Here is a 23,364-nt window from a genome sequence, read left to right as displayed (position 1 = left end):
TTTTCTGATTGTCCGGAACACGGTCCACCTCGTTCACAACGGGATTGTCACTTCACTGGGGAAATCCGGGCGTCGGCCGCCGCGGTGGTGGCGGCCGCGTCCTGGCCGCCACCGAAGTACGCCGCTTCCGCCATGGCCGCGAACGCCGGATCGCCCGGCCGCCCGCGGGCCGCGACGACGCCCTCGTGCAGCACGGCCACCTCGTGGCACACGGACATGGCCCGGCTGAGCAGCTGTTCGAGCAGGACGACGGTCAGACCGTCGTGGGCCAGCCCGGCCAGCCGGTCGTACACCTCGTCGACCAGGGCCGGGGCCAACCCGAGCGCCGGTTCGTCGACGATCAGGACGTCCGGCTCGACGATCAGGGCCCGGGCGATGGCGAGCATCTGCTGCTCACCGCCGGACAGCCCGCCGGCGGAGGCGGACATGCGGTCGCGCAGCCTCGACGGCAGCCACTGCACGGTCTCCTCCAGCCGTTCGCGCAGCGGTGCACCGGTGATGCCCGCCGCGTAGGCGGCGACTTCGAGGTTCTCGCGCAGGGACAGCGTCTTGAACAATGCCCGCCCCTCGGGCGCCAGGCTGGTGCGTACCGCTCCGCCCGTCCCGCGGTCGCCGCGGGTGGGCGTGAGCGAGCCGTGCAGGATGCCTGCCAGCGTGCTCTTGCCCGCTCCGTTGGCTCCGGCGATGCCCAGCACGGCCCCCTGGCGGACGTCGAGATCGATGTCCCGCAGGGCGACCACGCCGCCGTACGTGTGGCCGACCCCGTGCAGGCGGATCATGCTCCGCTCGCCCACGTGCTCGGGCGGCCGGGTCCGGCCGTCGACCGTTCCCAGGTACGACGACCGCACCTTCGGGTCCTGCAGAACGGTGTCCGGGCTGCCTTCGCCGATCGTGCGGCCGAAGTCGAACGCGAGCACCCGGTGCGCGACGGAGAAGAGGTCGTCGAGGACGTGGTCGATGACGACCACGGCGGTGCCGTCGGCGTGCAGCCGCCTGATGTGCCGCGCCAGCAGCGCCCGTTCACCCGCGTCGAGGCCGCCGAACGGCTCGTCCAGGATCAGCAGTTGCGGATCCTCGGCCATCGCACGCGCCAGGTCGAGGCGCTTCTGCAGGCCGAAGGGCAGCTCCCCGGGGCGGCGGTCGGCCACGTCCGCAAGACCGACGGAGTGCAGCAGCCGCGCGACCTCTGCCCGGTCCTGGGCGGTGATCCGGCGACGGGTGCACAACACGTTCTCGGCGACGGTGAGTTCGGAGAAGACCTCCGCATGCTGGAAGGTGCGGCCGATGCCCAGCCGCCGCCGTGCGGTCGCCCTGGACCTGAACAAGGGCCGTCCGTCGAACTCGGCGCTGCCGCTCACCCGGCCGTTGCCGGTCAGCCCCGACAGCGCGTTCAACAGGGTTGTCTTTCCCGCACCGTTGGGTCCGATGACCGCCAGGATCTCGTTGTGCCGCAGGGACAGTGAGGCGTCCTCCAGGGCCTTGATTCCGCCGTACGAGACCGACACGTGCTCCAGGTGCAGCAGGACGGGGCCGTCGTCCGGGGTCCGGGACGGAGGTTCGAGCGGCGCGAGATCCGGCAACTCCTCGGCGGACGGAGGGACTTCGGCGTCCGGTTGGCGCCGCATGCGCCGCAGGACGCTCCGTGCGGGTGTGGCGAGGAACGGTACGACTCCACCGGGCAGGAAGAGGAGGACCGCGATCAGCACAAGGCCCTGCACGACCGGCTGGGGCAGCCCGACGGCGGACGAGAGCGAAGGGTTCCAGGTCAGATAGATGCCGCCGGCCACCGCGCCGAGGACGGTGCCGACCCCGCCGAGCACGCATGCCGCGATCAGGGAGATGCCGAAGGTCAGCGAGAACGGGTCCGGGCTGACGAATCCGGTCAGCAGACCGAGCAGCACGCCCGCGAAGCACGTGCACGCGCCGCTCACCGCGAACGACAGCGCCGACTGCGCCTCCGGCGCGATGCCGATCGTACGGGCGGCCAGGGGGTGCGACTTGGCGGCCACCAACCGCATCCGCAGCCCCGAGGCGGCGGCCGGCACGGCCAGCGCGAGTACCACGGCGGCGGCCCCGACCGCCAGATACTGGGCATCGGCCCCGCCGCCCAGGACGGTGCCCAGGCCGAGGGCGCTGCGCAGCTGGATCACCGGCACCCCCTGGTCGCCGCCGGTCACACTGCTCCAGCGGTTGACCAGTTCCAGGGTCACCGTGGTGAAGGCAAGGGTCAGCAGGGCGATGTAGAGCACCGAGAACCTGGCACCCGCGTACCCGAGGAAGGCCCCCAGGGCGGCACCGGTGGCGACGGCACCGAGAACCACCGCCTCCAGGGGCCAGTCGTGGCCGCTGCCGTACGCGGCGAAGTAGGCGCCGATGGCGAAGAACGCGGGGTGGCCCACCGACCAGATGCCGGACCAGCCGGCGAGCAGGCCGACCGACAGCACGACGATCGTGTACACGGCCGCGAGCCCCACCGAGTACATCTGGTACGCGGGGATCGCGCCGGAGGCCATGAACGCCATGAGCACCGCACCGGCTGCCGGGCCCAGGGCGGCCCTCGCCAGGAGGGAACGGTTGAAGACCATGGATGCGACCCCTCAGACCCGTTGGAAGGTGCGGGTGCCGAACATGCCCTGGGGGCGGATCAGCAGCACCAGCACGGTGAACGAGAACACGAACGTGTCCCGGAAGCTGGCGGAGACGTAGTTCGCCGCCAGGTTGTCCAGGACGCCGATGGTCAGCCCGCCGAGGACCGCGCCGTACATGCTGGTCAGCCCGCCGAGGAAGATTCCGGCGAAGGCCCGGAACAGGGGGGCGACAAGCGCGGTGGGCACCAGGCCGGACCGCGGTGCGTACAGGCAGGCGGCGAGCGCGGCGAGACCGAGGCCGAGCGCCCAGGAGATCCTGGCCAGCCGTTGCGAACTCAGCCCGACCACGCGGGCGGTGTCCGCCGACTCGGCCGCGGCGCGCATGGCCGAGCCGAGCGTGGTGCGGGCGAAGAGATAGCCGACCAACGCCATCGCCACGGCGGCGACGGCGATCGTCACCAGACTCTGGACCGGCACCGCGGCGCCCGACCAGCGCACCGTCCCGCCGACCAGGTCGGGGAAGGCCTTGGGCTGGTCCCCCCAGATCGATCCGGCCGTGCTCTCCGCGATCAGGGACACGCCCATCGTCACGACGAGGGCGGAGAACAACTGCCCCTGCCCCAGGGGCCTGATCACGGTCTCACGCACGAGCAGGCCCGCCGCCACCGTGATCGCGACAGCGGCGAGGATGCCGAGCACGGTGGCCACACCGCGGTCGTGGAGCGAGACCGCCACGTACAGGCCGAGTGTCGCGAGCGAGGCCGTCGCGAAGTTCACGACGTCCGTGGCCCGGTAGACGATGACGAGCCCGAGACCCATGAGGCCGTACACGGCTCCGCTGGCCACTCCGCTGACCAGGACAAGCAGGAACTGACTCACAGTCCCTCCCTCGGGGAAGAGCGCGTTCGCGCCACATGTGCGAGCTGCATGATCACCTCACGAACCGCTGAGTTAAAGTGAACTCAATTCAGTAAGCTAGGCACTCCGGTGCCGCGTGGGCAAGCCTCGTGCACGGGATTTGTGCGAGCGGCCGGCCGGGGCTCAGCGCCCGACGGCCGTGGGCGTCTCGGTGAGCGCGGTCCGCGCCGCCGCCAGGCCGAAGACCCGGGCGGGGGCGAGGCCGCCCGCGTAGGCGCGCCGGTAGAGCCCGCCCGCGTCCGCGCCGGCCGCGAGCAGGCCGGGTACGGGGCCTCGTCCGCCGGAGCCGGCGGAGAGGACGTGGGCACCTGGGTCTATGAGCAGGCCACCGAACGTGAACGTGATCGCAGGGGCCGCCTCGACGACGTAGTAGGGCGGTTCGTCGAGAGGCCGGTGGTCGAGCAGCCGGCCGGGCGTCGTCGCGCCGTCCGTGCCCACGGTGGAGTTGAACTCCTCGATGCGGTCGCGGATCGTGACTCCCGGATAGCCCCACTCCTCGGGCATCGACGCGAAGTCCTCCAGGCTGACCGCCACCGCGCTGCGGGCGCCCGCGCGATGGCACAGCTGGAACTTGTCCACGCCGGGGATGCCCTCCACGTACGACGCGCTGATCCACTCCCGATGTACGCGTGCGTCGGCGACCAACAGGCCGCGCGCTTCCGGTCGTTCGAGCAGCGCCATGGCGGTGAGATGGTCCCCGACCGTCTCGTCGACGAAGCGCTCGCCGGTGGTGTCGAACAGCAGGGCGTGTTCGCTGTAGTAGAGCGCAAGGTCGACGAAGCGTGCGGGGTCGGCCAGGGAGACGCCCGCAGGCATCAGATGCCCGTAGAACCCGGCGTCCTTCTTGCCGAACGCCGCACCGGCACTGCGTCCGAGCCCGAGGCCGTCGCCCCGGCTGTGCGGGTTGGCCCGCAGCCCGATGTCCGCGGCCCCGCGGTGGACGTGCTCGGCGCGCAGGCCCGGATCCCCCTGGAAACCGCCGGTCGCGAGCAGGGTCCAGGTGGCCTCGATCCGCCGCGAGGAGCCGTCCGGCAGGAGGCAGTCGGCGCCCTTGACCAAGCCGTTCTCCGTCACGAGCGAGCGGGTCCCGGTGGCGGTCAGCACCTCCTGGCCCCGGTCGCGGATCAACCGCTCGCACGTGTCGAGGTAGTGGTTCGTGTCGACCTGGTGGCCGCGGCCGAAGCCGAGCACGGGCACCGGTGGCCGGCACTCCACGCCGAGTGACCGGATCCAGGCCACGCCGTCCGCGAACCCGCCCACCAGGGCGGTTGCCAGCTCCGGGTCGCCGTCCGGGTTGACCTGGCGCATTTCCTCGATCGTCGGGGTCGTCCATACGAAACCGGCGAAGCGGGCGGAGCCGCCGGTGCGTTCCGCCTTCTCCACCAGGATCACCGAGCCGCCCTCGGTGGCCACCCGGGCGGCGGCCGAGAGACCGGCCATGCCGCCGCCTATCACCAGCAGATCCACTGCCTCCGCATCCATAGCGGGCCCCACCGCCTTCGTGTCGCCGAGTGGGACATGACGCTAATTGAACTCACTTCTGGAGTCGATAGGGTGGCGGGCGCGGGGTGTGGCAGTGCGGGTTTCGGCCGGATCAGTCGGGGACGAGAACCGCGCGCCCCCGCACCTCGCCGGAGCGGAGCCTCGTGATCGCCTCCGCCGCGCCCGACAGTGCGAATCGCTCGACGCCCACTCTCAAGGAGCCCTTGAGCGCCAGGGCGACGACCGCCTGAAGTTCGGGCAGGGTCCCCCAGAACGGCAACGAGATCTGCGTCCCGGGCGGGAGCGCGCCGGGCTTGCGGACCGTGAGCCCCCCGCCGCCGCTGCCCACCACGGCCAGTGCGCCGCCCGCGCGCAGCACGCCCACCGCCGGCTCCAGACTCGAGGCACTGCCGACGAAGTCGAGCACGGCCGCCGCGCCGGCTCCGCCCGTGCGGCTTCGCAGGACCGCCGCGGTGTCGGGCCGCAGGAGGGTGCCGAAGTGCGCGCCGCACTCGTCGGCCAGGGCGAGCGCCTCGTCCCGTACGTCCACGGCCAGCACCTGTGCGGACGTCGTGGCGCGCAGGATCTGGACGGCCAGATGCCCCAGGCCGCCGACGCCGAGGACGACCACGCTCGTACTCGCGTCGTCGCCCAGAGTGCGCCGGACCGTGTCCACGGCGTGGTACGCGGTGAGCCCGGCGTCCGACAGGGGGGCCGCCTGGACGGCGGCCAGATCGCCCACCGGGACCAGGATGCGCCCGGACGGCACGAGCATCAGGTCGGCCATTCCGCCGTCCCGCCCGAGACCCGCCCCCGTGCCGACGCGGTCGGCGTCCAGGGCCGCGCGCCGGTCGCAGTAGTTCTCCGCTCCCGCCGCGCAGCGCGCGCAACTCCCGCAGCCCCAGGGACCGTAGACGACCACCCGCTCGCCGACTGCCGGACCCGTGGCCAGCGGGCCGCGCTCGACCACTCGGCCCGCGACCTCGTGTCCGAGGGTGAACGGAATCCGGTACGGGAGAACGCCCGGTCGGGCGTCGACGACGTGGAGGTCCGACCGGCAGAGGCCGGCCGCCTCCACCTGGATCAGCACCTCTTCGGCGGTGGGGATGGGCCGGGCCACCTCGGTGAGGACCGGTGGGCCGCCCCATCGGGTCAGCCGGAACGCTCTCGTCCTGCCTGTTGACATACCTGCGACGGTAGCAAAAATGAAGTCAGTTCAATAGACCGAGAGTGAGGTGGTGACCGTGCATGGCAGGTGAACACGCGGGGCGTTTCACCGGGCGGATCGCCCTCGTCACCGGCGCGGGATCCGGCATCGGCGCGGCCGTCGCCCGGCGACTCGCCGCGCAGGGGGCCGAGGTGTCGGCCACGGATGTCGACGGCGAGGCGGCACAGGCCGTCGCGAAGGAGGTGCCGCACGCACACGCCCTGACCCTCGACGTGGCCGAACCGGCGCAGGTCGACGCGGCCTTCGACGAGGTCGTACGGCGGCACGGACGGCTCGACGTCGTGGTGCACGCGGCCGGAGTCGACGATCCCGCGGCCAAGGAGTGGATCGCCGAGGCCCTGGTCGCGCAGCGGCCGCCGGAGGTGACGGCGCGGCTCGGCGACGACGCATGGCGACGCGTCATGCGCGTCAACCTGGACGGCACGTTCCACGTTCTGCGCGCCGCCCTGCGGGTCATGGCACCCCACCGCTGCGGAACCGTCGTCACCGTCGGTTCCTCCTCGGCCTTCGACGCCCAGGCCGGCTACCCGCACTACGCGGCCTCGAAGGCCGGCGTCCATGCGCTGAGCCAGTCCGTCGCCAAGGAGGCGATCGCGTTCGGGGTCCGGGTCAACACGGTGGCGCCGGGACCGACGGAGACGGGCATGGCGGCGCGGACGCCCGCGGCGCTTCGGCGGGGGTTCGCCGATCCGCGGGTTCGTCCGTATGCGACGGCGGAGGAGATCGCCGATGTCGCTCTGTTTCTGGCGAGTGAGGAGGCGGCGAATCTCGTGGGGGCGGTGCTGCTTGCGAATGGCGGGCGGTTCACGGTGTGAGGACCGACTCCGGGTGGTCGGCCGCGGGTTGTTCGTGGCCGGCCGCGCCCGCGCGGCGGAGCCGCGCGATGTCACAGCCCCGCGCCCCTGAGGGTGGTGTGGTCGAGGGAGGTTTGCATGTTTCGGCTCGATGCCGATCCAGCGCTGTTGCTGGAGACCGATGAGCAGCACCAACTACGAGGTGTCCTAAGGGACTTGCTCGGCGAGACCTGTGGGCCGGAGGAGGTCCGCAAGCAGGCCGGGAGCCCGCGCGGATACGACCGGGCGCTCTGGGACCGGCTCGCCGGCGAGATCGGAGTGCACGGGCTCGCCCTGCCCGAGGACTACGGCGGAGCCGGGTACACGTTCGCCGAACTCGCCGTCGCCGTGGAGGAGGCGGGGCGCGTGCTGTGTCCCGCGCCGCTGCTGTCGACCGTCGTGCTGGCCGGACAGGCCCTGCTGGGCAGCGGCGATCGGCGGGCCTGCGAACGCTGGCTGCCCGGGATCGCCTCCGGGGCGCTCACGGCCACCGTCGCCGGATTTCTGCATCCCGCCGACGTGACGGCCGAGCCTGGTCCCGACGGCTGGGTACTGCGCGGAGAGGCCGACTTCGTGCCCGACGGAGCCGGCGCCGATCTGCTGCTGGTCGCCGCCCGTGCGCCGGACGGGGAGCGGCTGTTCGCCTGCGAGCCGGACGGTGCGACCTGCGACCGCACCGCTCGTCGGGTCCTCGACCCCACGCGCCGCCAGGCACTCGTCCGCCTCCGGGGAGCGCCTGCCGAGCCGGTCGGTGAGCCCGGGCGGGCGGCGGGAGTCGTCGATGTCGTCCTCGACGCCGGCCGGGTGGCTGTGGCTGCCGAGCACGTCGGTGGCAGTGCGCACGCCCTGGACGCCGTACTCGATTACGTGTCCCAGCGGACCCAGTTCGGACGTGCCATCGGCTCGTTCCAGGCGGTCAAGCACCGGCTGGCCGACCTGCTGGTCGAGGTCGAGGGTGCGCGGTCGGCCTCGGCGTACGCGAGTGCCTGCCTTGCCGCGGAGGCGCCGGAACTCCCACTCGCCGCGAGTGCCGCAGCCGTCGCCTGCACCGGTGCCTACCGCCTCGCCACCACGGAATACGTGCAGCTCCACGGCGGAATCGGCTTCACCTGGGAGCATCCGGCAAATCTCTATCTGCGCCGGGCACGGGCCGACGAGGCGCTGTTCGGCACGGGCGACGACCACCGCCTGCGCCTGGCCGGTCTGCTCGGCCTCACCGGCCGTACCGGCTGATCACTCGCGTACCGCCCGAAGCGGTCACCGCTTCCCGATCCATTGACAGGGCATCCATCCGCCCACAGAATCGAACTCAATTCAGTTCAGTTTGGAGGAGCTCATGGCAGTCGAGGACGAGATCCAGTTCGAGCGGGACGGACACGTGGCGCGGGTATGGCTCAACCGCCCGCACAAGAAGAACTGCGTGACCGTGCCGATTCTCAACCGGCTGGACGAGATCATCACGGAGGTCGACGCGGACCCCGAACTGCGCGTGCTGGTGCTGCGTGGGCGCGGGAACACCTTCTGCTCCGGGTTCGACCTGGACAGTCTGAAGGCCGACTTCGTCGGCAGGTCCAACGCCATCGACGTCGCCGTGCTCTCGGCGAAGGTCTGCGACAGGCTCTACTCGATGAAGACCCCGTCCATCGCGGTCCTCGAGGGTCATGTCACCGCGGGCGGCTTCGAGTTGATGATCTCGTGCGACTTCGCGATCGCCGCGGACGACGCCCTGATCGGCGACTTCCACATCCGGCGCGCCCTGTTCGGCGGCGCCGGTCCGATCTACCGGGTGCCGCGCATGATCGGCGTCCGCAAGACCAAGGAGCTGATGCTCACCGGCAAGCTGCTCACCGGGGTCGAGGCCGCCGAGTTCGGTCTCATCAATTCCTCGGCACCCGCGGACAAACTCGACGCCACGGTCGAGGAGTTCGCCGACCAGCTCGTCGACAAGAGTCCGTTCACCATGTGGATCACCAAGATGACCATCGACCGGAGCCTCGACGCCGACATCCAGTCGCTGATGGTCATGGAGCACCTCGCCGTCGGCGTGATGCTCAACTCCGAGGACGCGGCGGAGGGCGTGGCGGCGTTCCTGGAGAAGCGGGAGCCGCAGTGGAAGGGCCGCTGAGCGCCGCCAAGGAGACCGGGAGCCGACTGCGCGGCTCCCGGTGCGCCGACTGCGCCGTGGCCACATACCCCGCCGACCCCGCTTGTCCGCGCTGCGGAGGGCCGGCCGAGCCGGTCGTGCTCTCCGCCGTGGGCACGCTGTGGACCTGGACCGTGCAGCGGTACGCCCCCAAGTCGCCGCCGTACATTCCACCCGCCGCCGGATTCACGCCGTTCACCGTCGGATACGTGGAACTTCCGGAAGGAGTAAGGGTGTTGGCCGTCCTCGACATCCGGCCCGAGAAGGCGGAGATCGGCATGCCGCTCACGATCGCGGCGGGAGACGGCGTGCCCAGGGCCGTGCGAGCCGCCGTATGAGCGGTGAGGACGTGCTCGTCTGCGGCGCCGGGATCACCTCCTTTGCCCGTACGGAGGCGAGTGGTCGGCAACTTGCCGTCCAGGCCGTACGGGCCGCTCTCGCCGACGCCGGACTGCCGTGGTCGCGGGTGCGGGCCGCGTACGGCGGCAGCGATGCGGCCGGCAACGCCGACACACTGGTCGCCGAACTCGGCCTGACCGGGGTGCCGTTCACAAATGTGCGCAACGGCTGCGCCACCGGCGGCAGCGCGCTGGTGTCGGCCGCCAACGCGATCCGTTCGGGGGCGGCGGACGTGGCCCTCGCCGTCGGCTTCGACAAGCACCCGCGCGGCGCCTTCGACCCGCGGCCCGCCGACTGGGGGCTCGACGAGGCCTACGGCCGCGACGGGCTGATGGTGACCACACAGTTCTTCGCCATGAAGATCCAGCGGTACATGCACGACCACGGCATCAGCGCCCGCACCCTCGCGCTGGTCGCAGAGAAGGCGTACGCCAATGGAGTGCTCAACCCGCACGCCTGGCGCCGCAAGCCCCTCGACGCCGACGAGATCCTGGCGTCAGGCATGGTCAACGACCCCCTGACCCGGTACATGTTCTGCTCGCCCGGCCAGGGCGCGGTCGCCCTGATCCTGTGCAACCGCGCGGTGGCCCGCGAGCTCGGCGGAACGCCGGTGGTGCTGCGGGCGGCGGTCGTACGGACCCGCCGCTTCGGCTCCTTCGAGGTGTTCAGCCCGTGGGCGCCTCCCGGGACGCCGACGAGCGTGAGCGCGGACGCTGCCCAACATGCCTTCGAGGAAGCCGGGTTGGGGCCGCGCGACATCGACGTGTGCCAGTTGCAGGACACCGAGAGCGGCGCCGAGGTGATGCACCTGGCCGAGTGCGGGTTCTGCGAACACGGCGAGCAGGAGTCGCTCGTCCCGTTCGGGGCGACCGGGATCGGCGGCTCGCTGCCGGTCAACACCGACGGCGGGTGCATCGCCAACGGCGAGCCCATCGGCGCCTCCGGACTGCGCCAGGTCCACGAGGTCGTGCAGCAGTTGCGCGGCCGGGCCGGCGAACGGCAGGTGCCGGAGGATCCGTCGACCGGCTTCACCCATGTGTACGGGGCACCGGGCGTCAGCGCCTGCACCGTGCTGACCCGCTGAAAGGAGGATCATGGACGGCATACCCGCCCCGGACGAGTTCCGCGCCGCGGCCCGCAACTGGCTGACCGGCGTGGCGAAAGAGCGCGCCGGGCACCGGGAATGGGGACGTGGCGACGACTCGGTGGCCGTCTTCGAGAACTGGACCGAGGCCGAGGAACGCGCCCACACCGACCGCATACGGGACTGGGAGCGCATCCGGTACGACCAGGGCTGGGGCGCGTTCGGCTGGCCGCCCGAGTACGGAGGGCGTGAACTGCTCTCGTACTACGAGCAGTTGTACCGCGCCGAGGAAGCCGGCTTCGACGTGCCGCGGCGCACCGAGATCTTCCCGGTCACCCAGCAACTCGTCGCGCCCGCCGTCCGCATCTGGGGGACGGAGGAGCAGAAGCGCCGCTGGCTGCGCGCCATGCTCCGCACCGACGAACTCGCCTGCCAGCTCTTCTCGGAGACGGAGGCGGGTTCCGATCTCGCCGCCGTCCGTACCCGGGCCGTGCGGGAAGGCGACGGCTGGGTCCTGCGCGGCCACAAGGTCTGGACGTCCGGTGCCCGGGTCGCCACCTGGGGCGTGGCCGTGTGCCGGACCGATCCCGATGTGCCCAAACACGCGGGCATCACGGTCTTCCTGGTCCGGATGGACGCGCCCGGCGTGACCGTACGGCCCATCCGGCAGATGACCGGCGGCGCCAGTTTCAACGAGGTCTACCTGGACGACGTGTTCGTGCCCGACACCGACCGGCTCGGCCCCGTCGGCGAGGGCTGGCGGGTCACCCTCACCGTGCTCGCCGCCGAACGCCTCGACTCCGGTGGCCTCGGCCTGGACAACGCCGACCGCGCTCTCGACCTCGCCCGTCACCTGCCCCGCCCGCTCACCGGCGGCGAACGGCAGCAGGCGGCCGACCTGTTCGTCCGTACCCTGGTCCAGCGGCTCATCGGGCTGCGTGTGACGTCGGCCCTGGCGGCCGGCCGCGAACCGGGCGCCGAGGCCTCGGTCGGCAAGCTTCACGCCACCGCGACCATGCGCGCCACTACCGACCTCGTCCAGCAGCTCCTCGGGCCGCGCCTGGCCGCCGACACGGGGGAGTGGGGCACGTTCGCCTGGACCGAGCACCTGCTCGGCGCTCCCGGTTATCGCATCGCCGGCGGCAGCGACGAGATCCAGCGCAACATCCTGGCCGAGCGCGTGCTGCGGCTTCCCAAGGAACCGAAGGGAGCAGGGAGTTGACAACAACGACCGAGGTGGCCGAACTCGGGCGGCGGGTCCGCGAGCGGCTCGCCGAGCGACATCCGGGCGAGCCGCTCGGTGACCTGCGCACGCTGCCCGGCGGCCACTCGGGCCTCACCTACTCCGTCACGGCCGGACCGGTCTCGTACGTTGTGAAAACGGTGCCACCGGGACAACGACCCGTCGGCCGCAACGATGTGCTCCGTCAGGCCCGGGTGCTGCGCGCGCTCGCCGGATCACGAGTGCCCGTGCCGGGCGTCGTCGCCGTCGACGAGGGCGAACCGGCCTGGTTCGCCATGGAGTTCGTGGCCGGCGAGGCGATCGAGCCGGTCCTCGACGAGCATCGCCCGGAGCCCGCACTGTGCCGGGCCCGGATGCTGGCGTTGGCCGACGTACTGCGGGACCTGCACAGCACGCCCGGAGCGGAATCCGCCCAACCGCTCGACCCGGCGGGGGAGTTGGACCGGTGGAGCCGCACCATGCGGGCGGTGCCCCCGGAACTCCGTCCCGGAGCCGAGGACCTGTTGGAAGTCCTGGCCGCACGCATTCCCGACGGCATCACGCCCACCCTCACCCACGGCGACTTCCGCCTCGGCAACGTCCTGTGCCGGGGCGAACGGCCGGCCGCCGTCGTCGACTGGGAGATCTGGGCGTACGGCGATCCGCGTATCGACCTCGGCTGGTTCCTCCTCTTCGCCGACCATCGCAACTTCCCCCGGCTCGGCCGCGCCGTCCCCGGCCTGCCCACCGAGGAAGAGCTGCTCACCGCCTACCTCGACGGACGTCCCGAACCCCCCGCCCTCGACTGGTTCCGTGCCCTGGCCCGCACCAAGATGGCCGCGATCATGGGCCACAACCTGCGCCGGCACCGCGAGGGCAAGCACCACGACCCCGACCAGGAGCGGCTGCCGCCGACCATCGCGGCGATGATCCGCACGGCCGGCGACATCCTCGCCCGACGGTCCTGAAGGAGCGCCACCATGGATTTCGGACTCTCCCCGAGGGCCGACGAACTCCGCTCGCGCATGGCCGCGTTCATGGAGGAGTACGTCCTGCCCGCCGAGCTCGTTTACGACCGGCAGCTCGCCGAGGCGGACGATCCCCATGAACTTCCGCCAGTGATACGCGAGTTGAAGGAGAAAGCGCGCGCCGAAGGGCTCTGGAACCTCTTCCTGGCGCACGGCGACTGGGGTGCCGGTCTCACCAACCTCGAGTACGCGCCGCTCGCCGAGCTGGCCGGACGCTCGATCATCGGGCCGGAGGTGTTCAACTGCTCTGCCCCCGACACCGGCAACATGGAACTGCTCGCCCTCTTCGGCACCCCCGAGCAGCAGGACCGCTGGCTGCGGCCGCTGCTGGCCGCCGAGATCCGGTCCTGCTTCGCCATGACCGAGCCCGAGGTGGCCAGTTCCGACGCGCGCAACATCCGCACCCGGATCACCCGCGACGGCGACGAGTACGTCGTCGACGGCCACAAGTGGTACACGTCCGGGATCCTCGACCCCGACTGCCGGCTGATCATCCTGATGGGGGTCACCGACCCGGACGCACCGTCGTACCGGCAGCAGAGCATGCTGCTGATCCCGCGCGACACCCCTGGCATCACCGTCCTGCGCGACCTGCCGATGTTCGGCTACACCGACCGCTGCGGCCATGGCGACGTGCTCTTCGAGGACGTACGGGTGCCGGTGTCGTCGCTGCTGGGCGGCGCGGGCGAGGGATTCGCCCTGGCGCAGGGGCGGTTGGGGCCGGGGCGCATGCACTACGCCATGCGTGCGGTCGGATTCGCCGAACGTGCACTGGAGTTGATGTGCCGCCGGACCCTGACTCGCGCCGCCTTCGGCGGCACGCTCGCCGAGCGAGGTGTCGTGCGCGAGTGGATCGCCCGCAGCCGCATCGAGATCGAGCAACTGCGGCTGCTGGTCCTCAAGTCGGCCTGGCTGATGGACACCTCGGGCAACGCGGCCGCCCGTACCGAAGTCGCCGCGATCAAGGTGGCCGCGCTGGAGGTCGCGCACCGGGTGGTCGACCGGGCCGTCCAGGCGCACGGGGCCGCCGGGGTCAGCGACGACACCGTACTGGCGCGGCTGTACGCGATCACTCGGGCGCTGCGGATCGCGGACGGCCCCGACGAGGTGCATCTGCGGACGGTCGCGCGGCGTGAACTGGCGAAGTATCCGGAGGAGTCGGTGTGAACGGACAGGAACTGGGCGGCCGGGTCGCCGTCGTCACCGGCGGCTCCCGGGGCATCGGTCTCGGTATCGCCAAGGCGTACCGCGAGGCCGGCGCCCATGTGGTCATCGCCTCCCGCAAGACGGACGGACTGGCCGCGGCCCGCGAGGAACTGCTGCGGGTCAAGGGCGACGGCGAGGTCCACGAGGTGGTCGCCAATGTCGGGGAGCCCGAGGACGCCGAGCGCTGTGCCGAGGAGACCGTCTCCCGCCTCGGCAGCCTCGACGTCCTGGTCAACAACGCGGCCACCAACCCCTACATGGGCGATCTCCTCGACCTCGACCTGCCGCGCGCGGAGAAGACCGTACGGGTCAACCAGTACGGCATGGTCGCCTGGACCCGGTGCGCCTGGCGGGCGTGGATGCGGGAACACGGGGGAGCGGTCGTCAACATCGCCTCCGTCGGCGGACTGGTCGTCGACCCCCACATCGGCTGGTACAACGCCACCAAGGCGGCCATGCTGCACATGACCCGGCAACTCGCCTACGAACTCGGGCCGCGGGTACGTGTGAACGCCATCGCACCCGGGCTGATCAAGACCGAGCTGGCCCGGGCCGTCTGGGAGCCGAGGGAGCCGATCCTGACGGCGAAGCTGCCGCTGCGCAGACTCGGCACGGTGGAGGACGTGGCGCACGCGGCCGTCTTCCTGGCGTCCGAGGCCTCGTCCTGGATGACGGGGCAGACGCTGGTCCTGGACGGCGGGGCGACCGTGCTGCCGATCGGGGTGGAGGGGTGATTCGCCTCGAGGAGCTGTTCTCGCTGCGCGGGCGGACCGCTGTGGTCACCGGGGCGTCGTCCGGGCTCGGGGCCAGGTTCGCCACGGTGCTCGCGACGGCCGGCGCCACCGTCTTCGCCGCCGCCCGGCGGCTGGAGAAGCTCAAGGACCTCGCCGACGAGGACCCGCGCATCCATCCCGTCGTCTGCGACGTGTCACGGGAGGCGGACCGTGTGCGGCTGATGGAGACGGCGCTCGACGAGACCGGCCGGATCGACGTCCTCGTCAACAACGCCGGCGCGCCCGGCGCCGTACGCGCGGAGGACGAGAGCACCGACGACTTCTCCGGCGTACTGGATGTGAACCTGGTGGCACCCTTCCATCTCGCGCGGCTGCTGGCGGAGGCGCCGTCGCCGTCCGGTCGTACGCGATCGGTGGTGAACGTGTCGTCCGTCCTCGGGCTGGTCTCCGGTGCCCCACTGGGCGGTGCGGCCTACGCCGCCTCCAAGGCGGGGCTCGTCGGCCTGACCCGTGAACTGGCGGGACAGTGGGGCAGGTCGGGGGTGCGGGTCAACGCGCTCGCCCCCGGCTGGTTCCGCTCGGAGATGACCGAGGGGCTGTTCTCCGACGAGCGATCCCGGCGGTGGGTCGAGCGCGGCACGATGCTGGGGCGCGGCGGCGAGCAGGGAGAACTGGACGGGGCGCTGCTCTACCTGGCCTCGGACGCGTCCTCGTACTGCACCGGGCACGTGCTCACCGTCGACGGCGGGTGGACCGCACGATGAGGGTCACGGTCGACATCGACGACGACGGGCTGGCACGGGTCGAGATGTGCCGCGGGGCGGGCAACGCGATCGACCTGGCGATGGCCCGGGCGCTGCTGGACGCCGCCCGGGAGTGCGAGAAGGCGCGGGCACGGGCGGTGCTGCTCACCGGGCAGGGGCGGTCCTTCTGCGTCGGCGGTGACCTCAAGGAGTTCGCCGCGCTGCCGCGTGAGCGCCTGGCAGGACATCTCACCGACGTCACCGACGCGCTCCACGGGGCGCTGCGGATCCTCACCGGGCTGGACGCTCCGCTGGTCGTCGCGGTGCAGGGGGCCGTCGCGGGGGCCGGGCTCGGGCTCGTGGGGGCGGCGGACGTGAGCCTGGCGGCGAGCGACGCCGGCTTCACCGCCGCGTACACCGCGATCGGGTACACGCCGGACGCCGGGGTCAGCTGGTCACTGCCCCGGCTCGTCGGGCCGCGACGGGCCGTTGACCTGCTGCTGACGAACCGGCGCGTCCCGGCCGCCGAGGCCCTGCAGCTGGGAATGGTGAGCCGGGTCGTGGCGCCGGAGCGGTTGAACGAGGAAGCCGTTCAGACCGCGGGCGCGCTGGCACGCGGAGCCACGGCGGCCTACGCGGCGGCGCGAAGGCTCGTCGGACGGGCGCTCTCCGCCGACCTCGACGAACACCTCGACACGGAGGCCCGTCAGCTGGCCGCTGCGGCGGTGTCCGCGGAGGGCCGGGAAGGCGTGGCGGCGTTTCTTGGGGGGCACCGACCGGATTTCACGAGGTCGGAGGGCGGAGGGTCGGAGGGCGCGAGCCCTGGGGCTGTGAGACCGGCGGCCGCGAGCCCTGATCCCCCACCGCTCGTTCCGCCGCGGCCCGAGCTTGCGCGGCCTGGCTCCGCGTGGGCGGACGGCGCATGACGGATCCGTCGCCTCCATGCCGGAGAGCGCGATGCTGGGTGGCTGCGAGGTCCGAGTCTGCGCCGCCCGGTCGACCGCGATCCGAATCTGCGCCACCCGACTCTGCGCGACCCGGCCCCCCCCGGTCGGATGGCACGTGATGGGCCTGCTGGCTGGGTGCCGGAGGCGCGATGCCGGTGGCTGCGAGGTCCGAGTCTGCGCCGCCCGGTCGACCGCGATCCGACTCTGCGCCACCCGACTCTGCGCGACCCGGCCCCCCCGGTCGGATGGCACGTGATGGGCCTGCCGGCTGGGTGCCGGAGGCGCGATGCCGGTGGCTGCGAGGTCCGAGTCTGCGCCGCCCGGTCGACCGCGATCCGACTCTGCGCCACCCGAGTCTGCGCGACCCGGCTCCCCCGGTCGGATGGCACGTGATGGGTCTGTCGGCCCCGTGCCGGAGAGCGCGGCGCCGATGGCCGATGGCCGAGGGATCCGTGGCCGCGTCGATCTGATCCGTAGTGACCCGATCTCGCCAGGCGCGGTGCCGCGGGGTCGGCCTCGCCGGATGAATCCGCCCGATCTTCGATTCGTAGCCGACTTGAACTTGGGTCTACTCTCGGACACCGGACGGTGATCGGTACCGCCCGTGGACGAGAGGGAGAGGCGATGGCAAGGGCGCGGATCGTGGATCCGGAGGAGGGGCCCAGGTCGAAGCGCGGCGCGATCCTCGTGGCCGCCGTGGAGCGGTTCGGAGAGGACGGCTACGAGAACACCAAGTGGTCGGAGGTGGCCGACCGGGTCGGCATCGGGCAGACCGCCCTGTACCACTACTTCGAGTCCAAGGCCCACTGCCTGCTCACCATCATGCGACTGGAACTGCAGCGCTCCCACGACCAGTTCGTCGAGGCCACGACCGACGCGACGGACCCGGTGGAGGAACTGCGCGCGGCGGTCCGGGCCGCCTTCGCGGTCACCGAGCAGGAGATCCGCCAGATGCGCATCCTGCAGGCCAACATGTCCCTGCTGGCCAACCCGCGGAAGTCCAAGCGCGAGGAGACCGAGCGAGTCGCGGCCCGCCAACTGGTCCAGATGGTCGAGCGGGACTGGACGAGCCTGCTGATGCGCGGCATGGCGAAGGGCTCGTTCCCGGTCCGTGACGCGCACACCCTCGGTCTCGCCGTGCTCGGCATGATCGTCAGTGTCTGGCGGTGGTACCGCCCGACCGGCGCGATCCCCCTGTCGGAGATCAGCGAGATGATCGAGGGCTGCGTGGTGCGGATGGTCGCGGAATAGGCTCCGGCCCGCCCCTTGTCGGGGGCGGGGCGGTCGTCTTACAGTCAAACTGAACTGAACTCAGCTTGCTTGTGCTTCTGTTTGTGTTCCTCGGGAGAGAGCGATCAGCAATGGTGCTTCGCGAATACATGGCCCGGATGGACGGCCAGGACCCGGAGAAGGCCCTGGACCTGGTGGAGCCCGGCTTCCGTTTCCTCATCGCCCTGCCCGGCGGGCAGCGGAGCGGGACGTCACGCGAGGAGTTCGCCGCGTACATCGCCGGACGCCAGGCGGTGGACCGTACCCACGAGATCAAGCGGTACGCGGTCGACGGTGACGTCGAGACGGCGTACGGCTTCGTCGTCGAGAAAGGGGTGACCACGGGGGCGTTCCTCTCCGCCGCACAGGTCTCACCCGCCGGACTGATGGCCCGCTACCAGTCCTTCTTCACCACCGACTTCGACCTCGTGGACCGGCCGTGAGCGCGCCGTCCACGTCCGCCGCCCCGTTTCTGACCACCTGGTTCGGGATCCCGGACAGCGACGACGCCGACCGCATCCTCGACCTGATCGCGGACGACTTCACCTTCTCCATCCTGTTCTCCACCGGGGGCGACGCCGGCACCGACTTCCACGGCGGCCGCGCCGAGATGGAGGGCTACCTCGCCCAGCGCGAGGTCGGCGTGCGCACCCACCACCTGCTGACCGCGTCCACCGTCGGCCAGGACGAGCTGTACCTGGGCGAGGTGCGCAGGTCGGGGCTACCGGAGGCGACCTTCGTGGCCTCCGCCCGGCTCGACGACGAGGGCCGGGTACGGCGCCTGCTGATCGGGCGCTCGCCCGCGGTCCTGTTCACCTGAGAAGGCGCGATTGAGGAGGCGCAATGTACAACCTCGTTCTGCTGGCCGCCCGGCCGCCCGAGTGGACCCACGAACGGTTCATCGACTGGTGGCGCGGTGAACACGCCGAACTCGCACGGCAGTTGCCCGGGCTCAGGTCCTGGCGGCACACCGAGGTCGACTCGGCGCTCGAACCACGCTCGGAGGGCTGGGACGGCGTCTCCGTCCTGGGCTTCGACACGGCCGAGGACCTGCACAAGGCGCTGCGGAGCGCGGAGTGGGCGGCGGCCGTAGCCCAGGTGGGCGACATGCGCGGCCGCCGGATCGCCGTCATGGGCGGCGAGATGGAGATGTACGGCGGCTGAGCCCGCCGGGGTACGGATCCGGGCCGACCCGGCCCACCCCCTTCGTGAAGGCCCTTCGCAACGAGGCGAGGAAGCGGATGCGACAGACAGTGCGGGAGTTCCACGAACGGTCCCAACAGGCCGACTTCACAGCGGTCGTCGACGACCACGGACGTCACGGTGCGCGCGATCTCCTGCGGCGGGCGGCCGAGCTGGCCGAGGCGATGACCCCGGACAGAGCTCCGGGCGGCACCGTGCTCCTCCAGGCCGACAACTCTTGGCGCACGGTCGCGGCGACCCTCGCCGTGGGACTCACCGGCGGGGTGCTGGCCCTGGTCAACCGGCACACGACCCGCGCCGAGTTCGCCGCGGCCGTGGAGGACATCCGGCCGGACCTCCTGGTCGCCGAACCGTCCGCGATCGAGGAGTGGGGCGGCGGCGCGGCCCTGCCGGACGCGCTGACGGCCGAGGCCCTCGACGGCTGGGCGGTCCGCGCCGGCCGTGGTCCGCGCGATGTCTCCCGCTGGTCCGGCGGCACCCTCATCGGTCTCACCTCCGGCTCCACCGGACGGCCCAAGGGCGTCGTCCAGTCCGAGAGTGCCCTGCGGTACGCGTGCTCCTGCACGATCGACGTCAACGGCCTGTGCGACGGGGACGCGGTGGCCGCCGTCGTCCCGCTCTCCTCGACCGCCGCCTACTGCTTCGGGGTCTGCCTCTCGCTCATGCTGGGCGGACCACTCGTCCTGTCCGGCCGATGGGACCGCCGGGAGGCACTCGCGCGGATGGCCGCCAATGACGTCCGGTGGACCATGTGCGTGCCGACCATGGCTCTGCAGATGGGCTCCGCCGCCGCGGGTTCGCAGCCCCTCGCCGGGGTCCGCTCGATCACCGTCGGCGGCGGCCCCATGGACCGCGGAGCCCTCGCCCGTGCCGAACGCTCGCTGGGGACGAAGATCCTGCGCGTCTTCGGCATGTCCGAGTGCCTCGGGCACACCTCGCCCCGGCCCGAGGACCCCGAGGAGATCCGCCTCGGCCGTGACGGACGGCCCTTCCCCGGCACCGACCTCAGGGCCGTCGCCGCCGACGGCACCGTCCTGGGGCCCGGGGCGACGGGCCATGCCCAGGTACGCGGCCCGTCCCTCTTCCTCGGCTACGCACGCGACGGCAAGGTCGAGCCGCCGGCCCTCACCCCGGACGGCTTCTTCCCCACCGGCGACCTGCTGGTGACCGGCGAGGACGGCACGGTCACCGTCATGGGCCGGGAGAAGGACGTCATCATCCGCGGCGGACGCAACCTCGACATCACCGAGATCGAGCGCGCCGTCGCCGCCCATCCGGCCGTGGCCCGCGCCTGCGTGGCCCCCGTACCGGACCCGCTCCTCGGCGAACGCGCAGCCGTGCTCGTCGTGGTCGAGGACGGCAGCGGTGAACTCGGCCTCGGCGAGATCACCGCACACCTGGCCCGCACCGGTCTGTCCAAGGCCAAGTGGCCCGAATTCGCCTTCACCGTAGGGGAGTTGCCGCAGACGACCGTCGGCAAGCTCGACCGGTCGGGAGCCCGCAGGCTCGCCCACGACCTGCACGCGCGGCTCGCCGCCCACCCCGAACAGCACCGGCAACACCTCGAACAGCACCGGCAAGGAGATGCATGACCACCCCCACGACCCGTCCCACCCGTTTCGACCGCGGCCGCTGGGCGCAGGGCGGACCCGAGACCGTACGACCCGGGGTCCACCGCATTCCGCTCCCGCTGCCGGAGGACGGACTGCGGGCCGTCAACGTCTACGCGCTGGAGGGACTGACGGAGGGGCTGGTCCTGATCGACGGCGGCTGGTCGATCCCCGAGTCCCGCAAGGCACTTGAGGACGCATTGGGCGAACTCGGCCACGATCTCGGCGAGATCAGCCACGTCCTGGTCACCCACATCCACCGCGACCACTACACCCAGGCCGTCGAACTGCGCAGACTCCTGGGCTCGCGGGTCTACCTCGGCGCGGGCGAGCGGCGCGGTCTGGAACTGCTGGGCGAGCTGCGCACGGACGAGCCGGTCGGCTCGCTCGAGACGCTGCGCCGGGCCGGGGCCGACGAACTCGCCGAGCGTGTCGCCGCGATGTACGACGACAGCTTCGACGCCACCGTCTGGGAGGCGCCGGACCGTTGGCTGCAGGCGGAGGAACTCCGCTTCGGTGACACGCGCTTGACGGTCGTCCCGACGCCCGGCCACACCCAGGGGCATGTCGTCTACCTCGACCAGGCGCGGGGGCTGCTCTTCTCCGGGGATCACGTCCTTCCGCACATCACCCCGTCCATCGGCTTCGAACTCGGCGGCCCCGCCCTGCCGTTGGGCGACTACCTCGACTCGCTGCACCTGATGACCACGCTCGCCGACGCGCGCCTGCTGCCCGCCCACGGTCCGGTCGGCGACAGCATGCACGCACGGGTGGGAGAGCTGCTGGCCCACCACGACGACCGGCTCGCCGAGACGCTGGCCGCCCTCGGCGACCGTACGCGCACCGCGTACGACGTGGCGGGGGAGCTGGGATGGACCCGGCGCAAGGTGTCCTTCGCGGACCTCGGCGCCTTCGACCAGATGCTCGCCGTCAACGAGACAGCGGCGCACCTGGACGTGCTGGCGGCACGCGGACGGGCCCTGCGCACACGGTCCGACGGGGTCGACCGGTACGCGGCCACGGCCGTCTAGGACGGTCGGCACGGCCGGCTCAACGCGCGGTCCAGCCTCCGTCGACGTAGAGCTCGGACCCGGTCATGAAGCTCGCGTCGTCGGAGGCGAGGAAGGCCACGGCGGCCGCCACCTCCTCGGGCGTGCCGAGCCGGCCGAGTGGCGTCCCCTCCAGCATCGCCGTCAACCGGGGCGTGCCGCGCCACAGTTCGCGCGATCGGGGTGTCTCGATGAAACCGGGGTGCAGGGAGTTGACCCGGACCCCGCGCGTCGCCCAGTGCAGCGCCGCGTTCTTCGTCATCAGGCGTACGGCGCCCTTGGCCGCGTGGTACGAGAACTGGGCGCCGAATCCACCGACCGTGCCGAATATCGAGGCGACGTTGACGATCGAGCCGCCGCCGGAGCGTTCGATGGCCGGGCCGCCGTACTTCATGCCGAGCCACACACCGGTCTGCGTGACGCCGAGGACCTGCTCCCAGGAGTCCATGGTCTCGGTCTCGACCGTGTGCATCGTGGCGATGCCGGCGTTGTTGACCAGCACGGACAGTCCGCCCAGCGCGGCGGTCGCGGTGGCGACGACCGCGCGCCAGGCCGATTCGTCGGCGACGTCCAGGGCCAGCCCCAGGGCACCGCCTCCGACCTCCTCCGCGAGCTTCTCGCAACGATCGGCGTCGAGGTCGGTCACCACGACGGCCGCACCCTCGGCCGCGAGCCGCCGTACGACGGCGTCGCCGATACCTCCCGTGGCACCGGTCACCAACGCGGTCTTCCCGGCCAGCCTGAACTGCATCGTGTCCCCTCACTTCTTGGCTTTTCGGTGATCCTCAGTTCCGTACGCCGAGCCACGCGAGGGCGCCGCCGTCGATCACGTACGACGATCCCGTGATGAACGCGGCGTCGTCGGAGGCCAGGAAGCACGCGAGCCTGGCGACCTCCTCCGGGCGTCCGAGCCGCTCCACCAACTGGGGTGAGGTCAGTTCACGTTCCATGGCGTCACGGTCCTCGGCGGCGGCGAAGGTGTCCTGGGTGAGGGAGGTGTCGATGACGCCGGGGCAGAGGCAGTTACAGCGCACCGGGGCCAGGTCGACGGCGGTCACCTTGGTCAGATGGACGACACCGGCCTTGGTGACGCCGTAGGCGGGGGCGTTCGGGAATCCGGTGAGGCCGGAGACGGAGGCGGTGTTGACGATGGCGGCCCCGCGCGAGGAGCGGCGCAGATACGGGGCGGCGAACTTCGTCGTCAGCCACACCGCCTTGAGGTTGACCTCGTAGACCGCGTCCCAGACCTCCTCGGGGAGCGCGTCGACGCCTCGGTCCGGTTCCGCCGTGAACGCGGTCTCGATCACCCCGGCGTTGTTGACCAGCACGTCGAGTCCGTCGAAACGCTCCGCCGTGCGCTTTACCATCTCGGCGATGCTGTCACGCACGCGCAGATCGCAGACGATCACCTCGGCCCGTGCCCCGGCGGCACGCACCAGCTCCGCGGTCCCGGCGGCGGTCTCCGCGTCCCGGTCCGCGACGGCCACCGCGGACGAGCCCTGCCGAGCCATCTCCACGGCGATGGCTCGCCCGATGCCCTGCCCCGCCCCGGTGACGAGCCCGGTCTTGCCGTCCAAGGATCCCATTGTGCGGATACTCCCGAGTGTGCTTCGCAACACCTGAACTGAACTGACTTCACCTCTATTGAGTCTAGATTCAGAGGGGCGGGCACGACAAG

23 protein-coding genes are annotated in these 23,364 nt (G+C 71.7%); 17 read left to right on the top strand and 6 right to left on the bottom strand.

Annotated features, from left to right (window positions below; genetic code table 11):
• Window positions 1-47: 47 nt before the first annotated feature.
• The 4 genes from ACQF4J_RS08815 to ACQF4J_RS08800 all read right to left on the bottom strand — a co-directional run bounded on the left by ACQF4J_RS08815 (window position 48) and on the right by ACQF4J_RS08800 (window position 6,174).
• Window positions 48-2,585, bottom strand: a complete 2,538-nt coding sequence (locus tag ACQF4J_RS08815) for an ATP-binding cassette domain-containing protein (protein ID WP_427165417.1) — start codon at window positions 2,583-2,585, stop codon at window positions 48-50.
• A gap of 12 nt (window positions 2,586-2,597) precedes the next feature.
• Entirely contained in the window at window positions 2,598-3,467 is an 870-nt protein-coding gene (locus tag ACQF4J_RS08810) for a branched-chain amino acid ABC transporter permease (RefSeq protein WP_351578510.1), read from the bottom strand.
• 162 nt (window positions 3,468-3,629) lie between these two features.
• Entirely contained in the window at window positions 3,630-4,988 is a 1,359-nt protein-coding gene (locus tag ACQF4J_RS08805; protein WP_427165416.1) for an FAD-dependent oxidoreductase, read from the bottom strand.
• Window positions 4,989-5,100: 112 nt separating this feature from the next.
• Window positions 5,101-6,174, bottom strand: coding sequence for an alcohol dehydrogenase catalytic domain-containing protein (locus tag ACQF4J_RS08800; RefSeq protein ID WP_427165415.1), 1,074 nt, complete (start codon window positions 6,172-6,174; stop codon window positions 5,101-5,103).
• A gap of 62 nt (window positions 6,175-6,236) precedes the next feature.
• Here ACQF4J_RS08800 and ACQF4J_RS08795 point away from each other — a divergent pair, with 62 nt between their 5' ends.
• The 17 genes from ACQF4J_RS08795 (at window position 6,237) to ACQF4J_RS08715 (ending at window position 21,668) form a co-directional block, all read left to right on the top strand.
• Complete coding sequence (locus ACQF4J_RS08795; protein ID WP_351578519.1) at window positions 6,237-7,031, top strand: SDR family NAD(P)-dependent oxidoreductase; 795 nt, start codon at window positions 6,237-6,239, stop codon at window positions 7,029-7,031.
• Between the two features lie 117 nt (window positions 7,032-7,148).
• Complete coding sequence (locus ACQF4J_RS08790; RefSeq protein WP_351803893.1) at window positions 7,149-8,282, top strand: acyl-CoA dehydrogenase family protein; 1,134 nt, start codon at window positions 7,149-7,151, stop codon at window positions 8,280-8,282.
• A gap of 103 nt (window positions 8,283-8,385) precedes the next feature.
• Window positions 8,386-9,174, top strand: a complete 789-nt coding sequence (locus ACQF4J_RS08785; RefSeq protein ID WP_351803895.1) for an enoyl-CoA hydratase/isomerase family protein — start codon at window positions 8,386-8,388, stop codon at window positions 9,172-9,174.
• On the top strand, window positions 9,159-9,530 hold the full coding sequence (locus tag ACQF4J_RS08780) for a Zn-ribbon domain-containing OB-fold protein (protein ID WP_427165414.1): 372 nt from the start codon (window positions 9,159-9,161) through the stop codon (window positions 9,528-9,530). The genes ACQF4J_RS08785 and ACQF4J_RS08780 overlap by 16 nt, the downstream gene beginning before the upstream one ends.
• Window positions 9,527-10,675: a thiolase family protein gene (locus ACQF4J_RS08775; RefSeq protein WP_351578542.1), complete on the top strand. Its 1,149-nt coding sequence runs from the start codon at window positions 9,527-9,529 to the stop codon at window positions 10,673-10,675. Before ACQF4J_RS08780 ends, ACQF4J_RS08775 begins: the two co-directional genes overlap by 4 nt.
• Window positions 10,676-10,685: 10 nt before the next feature.
• Window positions 10,686-11,897 carry an acyl-CoA dehydrogenase family protein gene (locus ACQF4J_RS08770; protein WP_351578545.1) on the top strand — a complete coding sequence of 404 codons (1,212 nt, stop codon included), beginning with the start codon at window positions 10,686-10,688 and terminating at the stop codon, window positions 11,895-11,897.
• Window positions 11,894-12,865 carry a phosphotransferase family protein gene (locus tag ACQF4J_RS08765; RefSeq protein ID WP_351578548.1) on the top strand — a complete coding sequence of 324 codons (972 nt, stop codon included), beginning with the start codon at window positions 11,894-11,896 and terminating at the stop codon, window positions 12,863-12,865. Before ACQF4J_RS08770 ends, ACQF4J_RS08765 begins: the two co-directional genes overlap by 4 nt.
• A 12-nt stretch (window positions 12,866-12,877) precedes the next feature.
• Window positions 12,878-14,092: an acyl-CoA dehydrogenase family protein gene (locus tag ACQF4J_RS08760; protein WP_351578551.1), complete on the top strand. Its 1,215-nt coding sequence runs from the start codon at window positions 12,878-12,880 to the stop codon at window positions 14,090-14,092.
• Entirely contained in the window at window positions 14,089-14,865 is a 777-nt protein-coding gene (locus tag ACQF4J_RS08755; RefSeq protein WP_351578554.1) for an SDR family oxidoreductase, read from the top strand. Before ACQF4J_RS08760 ends, ACQF4J_RS08755 begins: the two co-directional genes overlap by 4 nt.
• Window positions 14,862-15,629: an SDR family NAD(P)-dependent oxidoreductase gene (locus ACQF4J_RS08750; protein ID WP_351578557.1), complete on the top strand. Its 768-nt coding sequence runs from the start codon at window positions 14,862-14,864 to the stop codon at window positions 15,627-15,629. Before ACQF4J_RS08755 ends, ACQF4J_RS08750 begins: the two co-directional genes overlap by 4 nt.
• A complete protein-coding gene (locus ACQF4J_RS08745) occupies window positions 15,626-16,534 on the top strand; it encodes an enoyl-CoA hydratase/isomerase family protein (RefSeq protein WP_427165413.1) in 909 nt (302 codons plus the stop codon). Before ACQF4J_RS08750 ends, ACQF4J_RS08745 begins: the two co-directional genes overlap by 4 nt.
• A gap of 645 nt (window positions 16,535-17,179) precedes the next feature.
• A complete protein-coding gene (locus ACQF4J_RS08740; protein ID WP_351578563.1) occupies window positions 17,180-17,806 on the top strand; it encodes a TetR/AcrR family transcriptional regulator in 627 nt (208 codons plus the stop codon).
• Window positions 17,807-17,916: 110 nt separating this feature from the next.
• Window positions 17,917-18,267, top strand: a complete 351-nt coding sequence (locus ACQF4J_RS08735) for a nuclear transport factor 2 family protein (protein WP_351578566.1) — start codon at window positions 17,917-17,919, stop codon at window positions 18,265-18,267.
• On the top strand, window positions 18,264-18,644 hold the full coding sequence (locus ACQF4J_RS08730) for a nuclear transport factor 2 family protein (protein ID WP_427165412.1): 381 nt from the start codon (window positions 18,264-18,266) through the stop codon (window positions 18,642-18,644). The genes ACQF4J_RS08735 and ACQF4J_RS08730 overlap by 4 nt, the downstream gene beginning before the upstream one ends.
• 23 nt (window positions 18,645-18,667) lie before the next feature.
• Complete coding sequence (locus ACQF4J_RS08725; RefSeq protein ID WP_427165411.1) at window positions 18,668-18,988, top strand: EthD family reductase; 321 nt, start codon at window positions 18,668-18,670, stop codon at window positions 18,986-18,988.
• Window positions 18,989-19,065: 77 nt separating this feature from the next.
• Window positions 19,066-20,619 carry a class I adenylate-forming enzyme family protein gene (locus ACQF4J_RS08720; protein WP_427165410.1) on the top strand — a complete coding sequence of 518 codons (1,554 nt, stop codon included), beginning with the start codon at window positions 19,066-19,068 and terminating at the stop codon, window positions 20,617-20,619.
• Complete coding sequence (locus tag ACQF4J_RS08715; protein ID WP_427165409.1) at window positions 20,616-21,668, top strand: MBL fold metallo-hydrolase; 1,053 nt, start codon at window positions 20,616-20,618, stop codon at window positions 21,666-21,668. Before ACQF4J_RS08720 ends, ACQF4J_RS08715 begins: the two co-directional genes overlap by 4 nt.
• A gap of 19 nt (window positions 21,669-21,687) precedes the next feature.
• Here the strand turns inward: ACQF4J_RS08715 and ACQF4J_RS08710 are convergent, their stop codons facing one another.
• The gene (locus ACQF4J_RS08710) at window positions 21,688-22,437 is read right to left on the bottom strand and encodes an SDR family NAD(P)-dependent oxidoreductase (protein ID WP_351578581.1); all 750 of its coding nucleotides are present in this window, start codon (window positions 22,435-22,437) and stop codon (window positions 21,688-21,690) included.
• A 34-nt stretch (window positions 22,438-22,471) separates the two neighbouring features.
• Window positions 22,472-23,272, bottom strand: coding sequence for an SDR family NAD(P)-dependent oxidoreductase (locus ACQF4J_RS08705; protein WP_351803906.1), 801 nt, complete (start codon window positions 23,270-23,272; stop codon window positions 22,472-22,474).
• Window positions 23,273-23,364: the final 92 nt, after the last annotated feature.

The sequence above is a fragment of the Streptomyces sp. C1-1 genome (assembly GCF_050214755.1).
Lineage (GTDB): Bacteria > Actinomycetota > Actinomycetes > Streptomycetales > Streptomycetaceae > Streptomyces.
The sequence above is the reverse complement of the archived record's forward strand: the minus strand, read 5'-3'. Positions and strand labels throughout refer to the sequence as shown.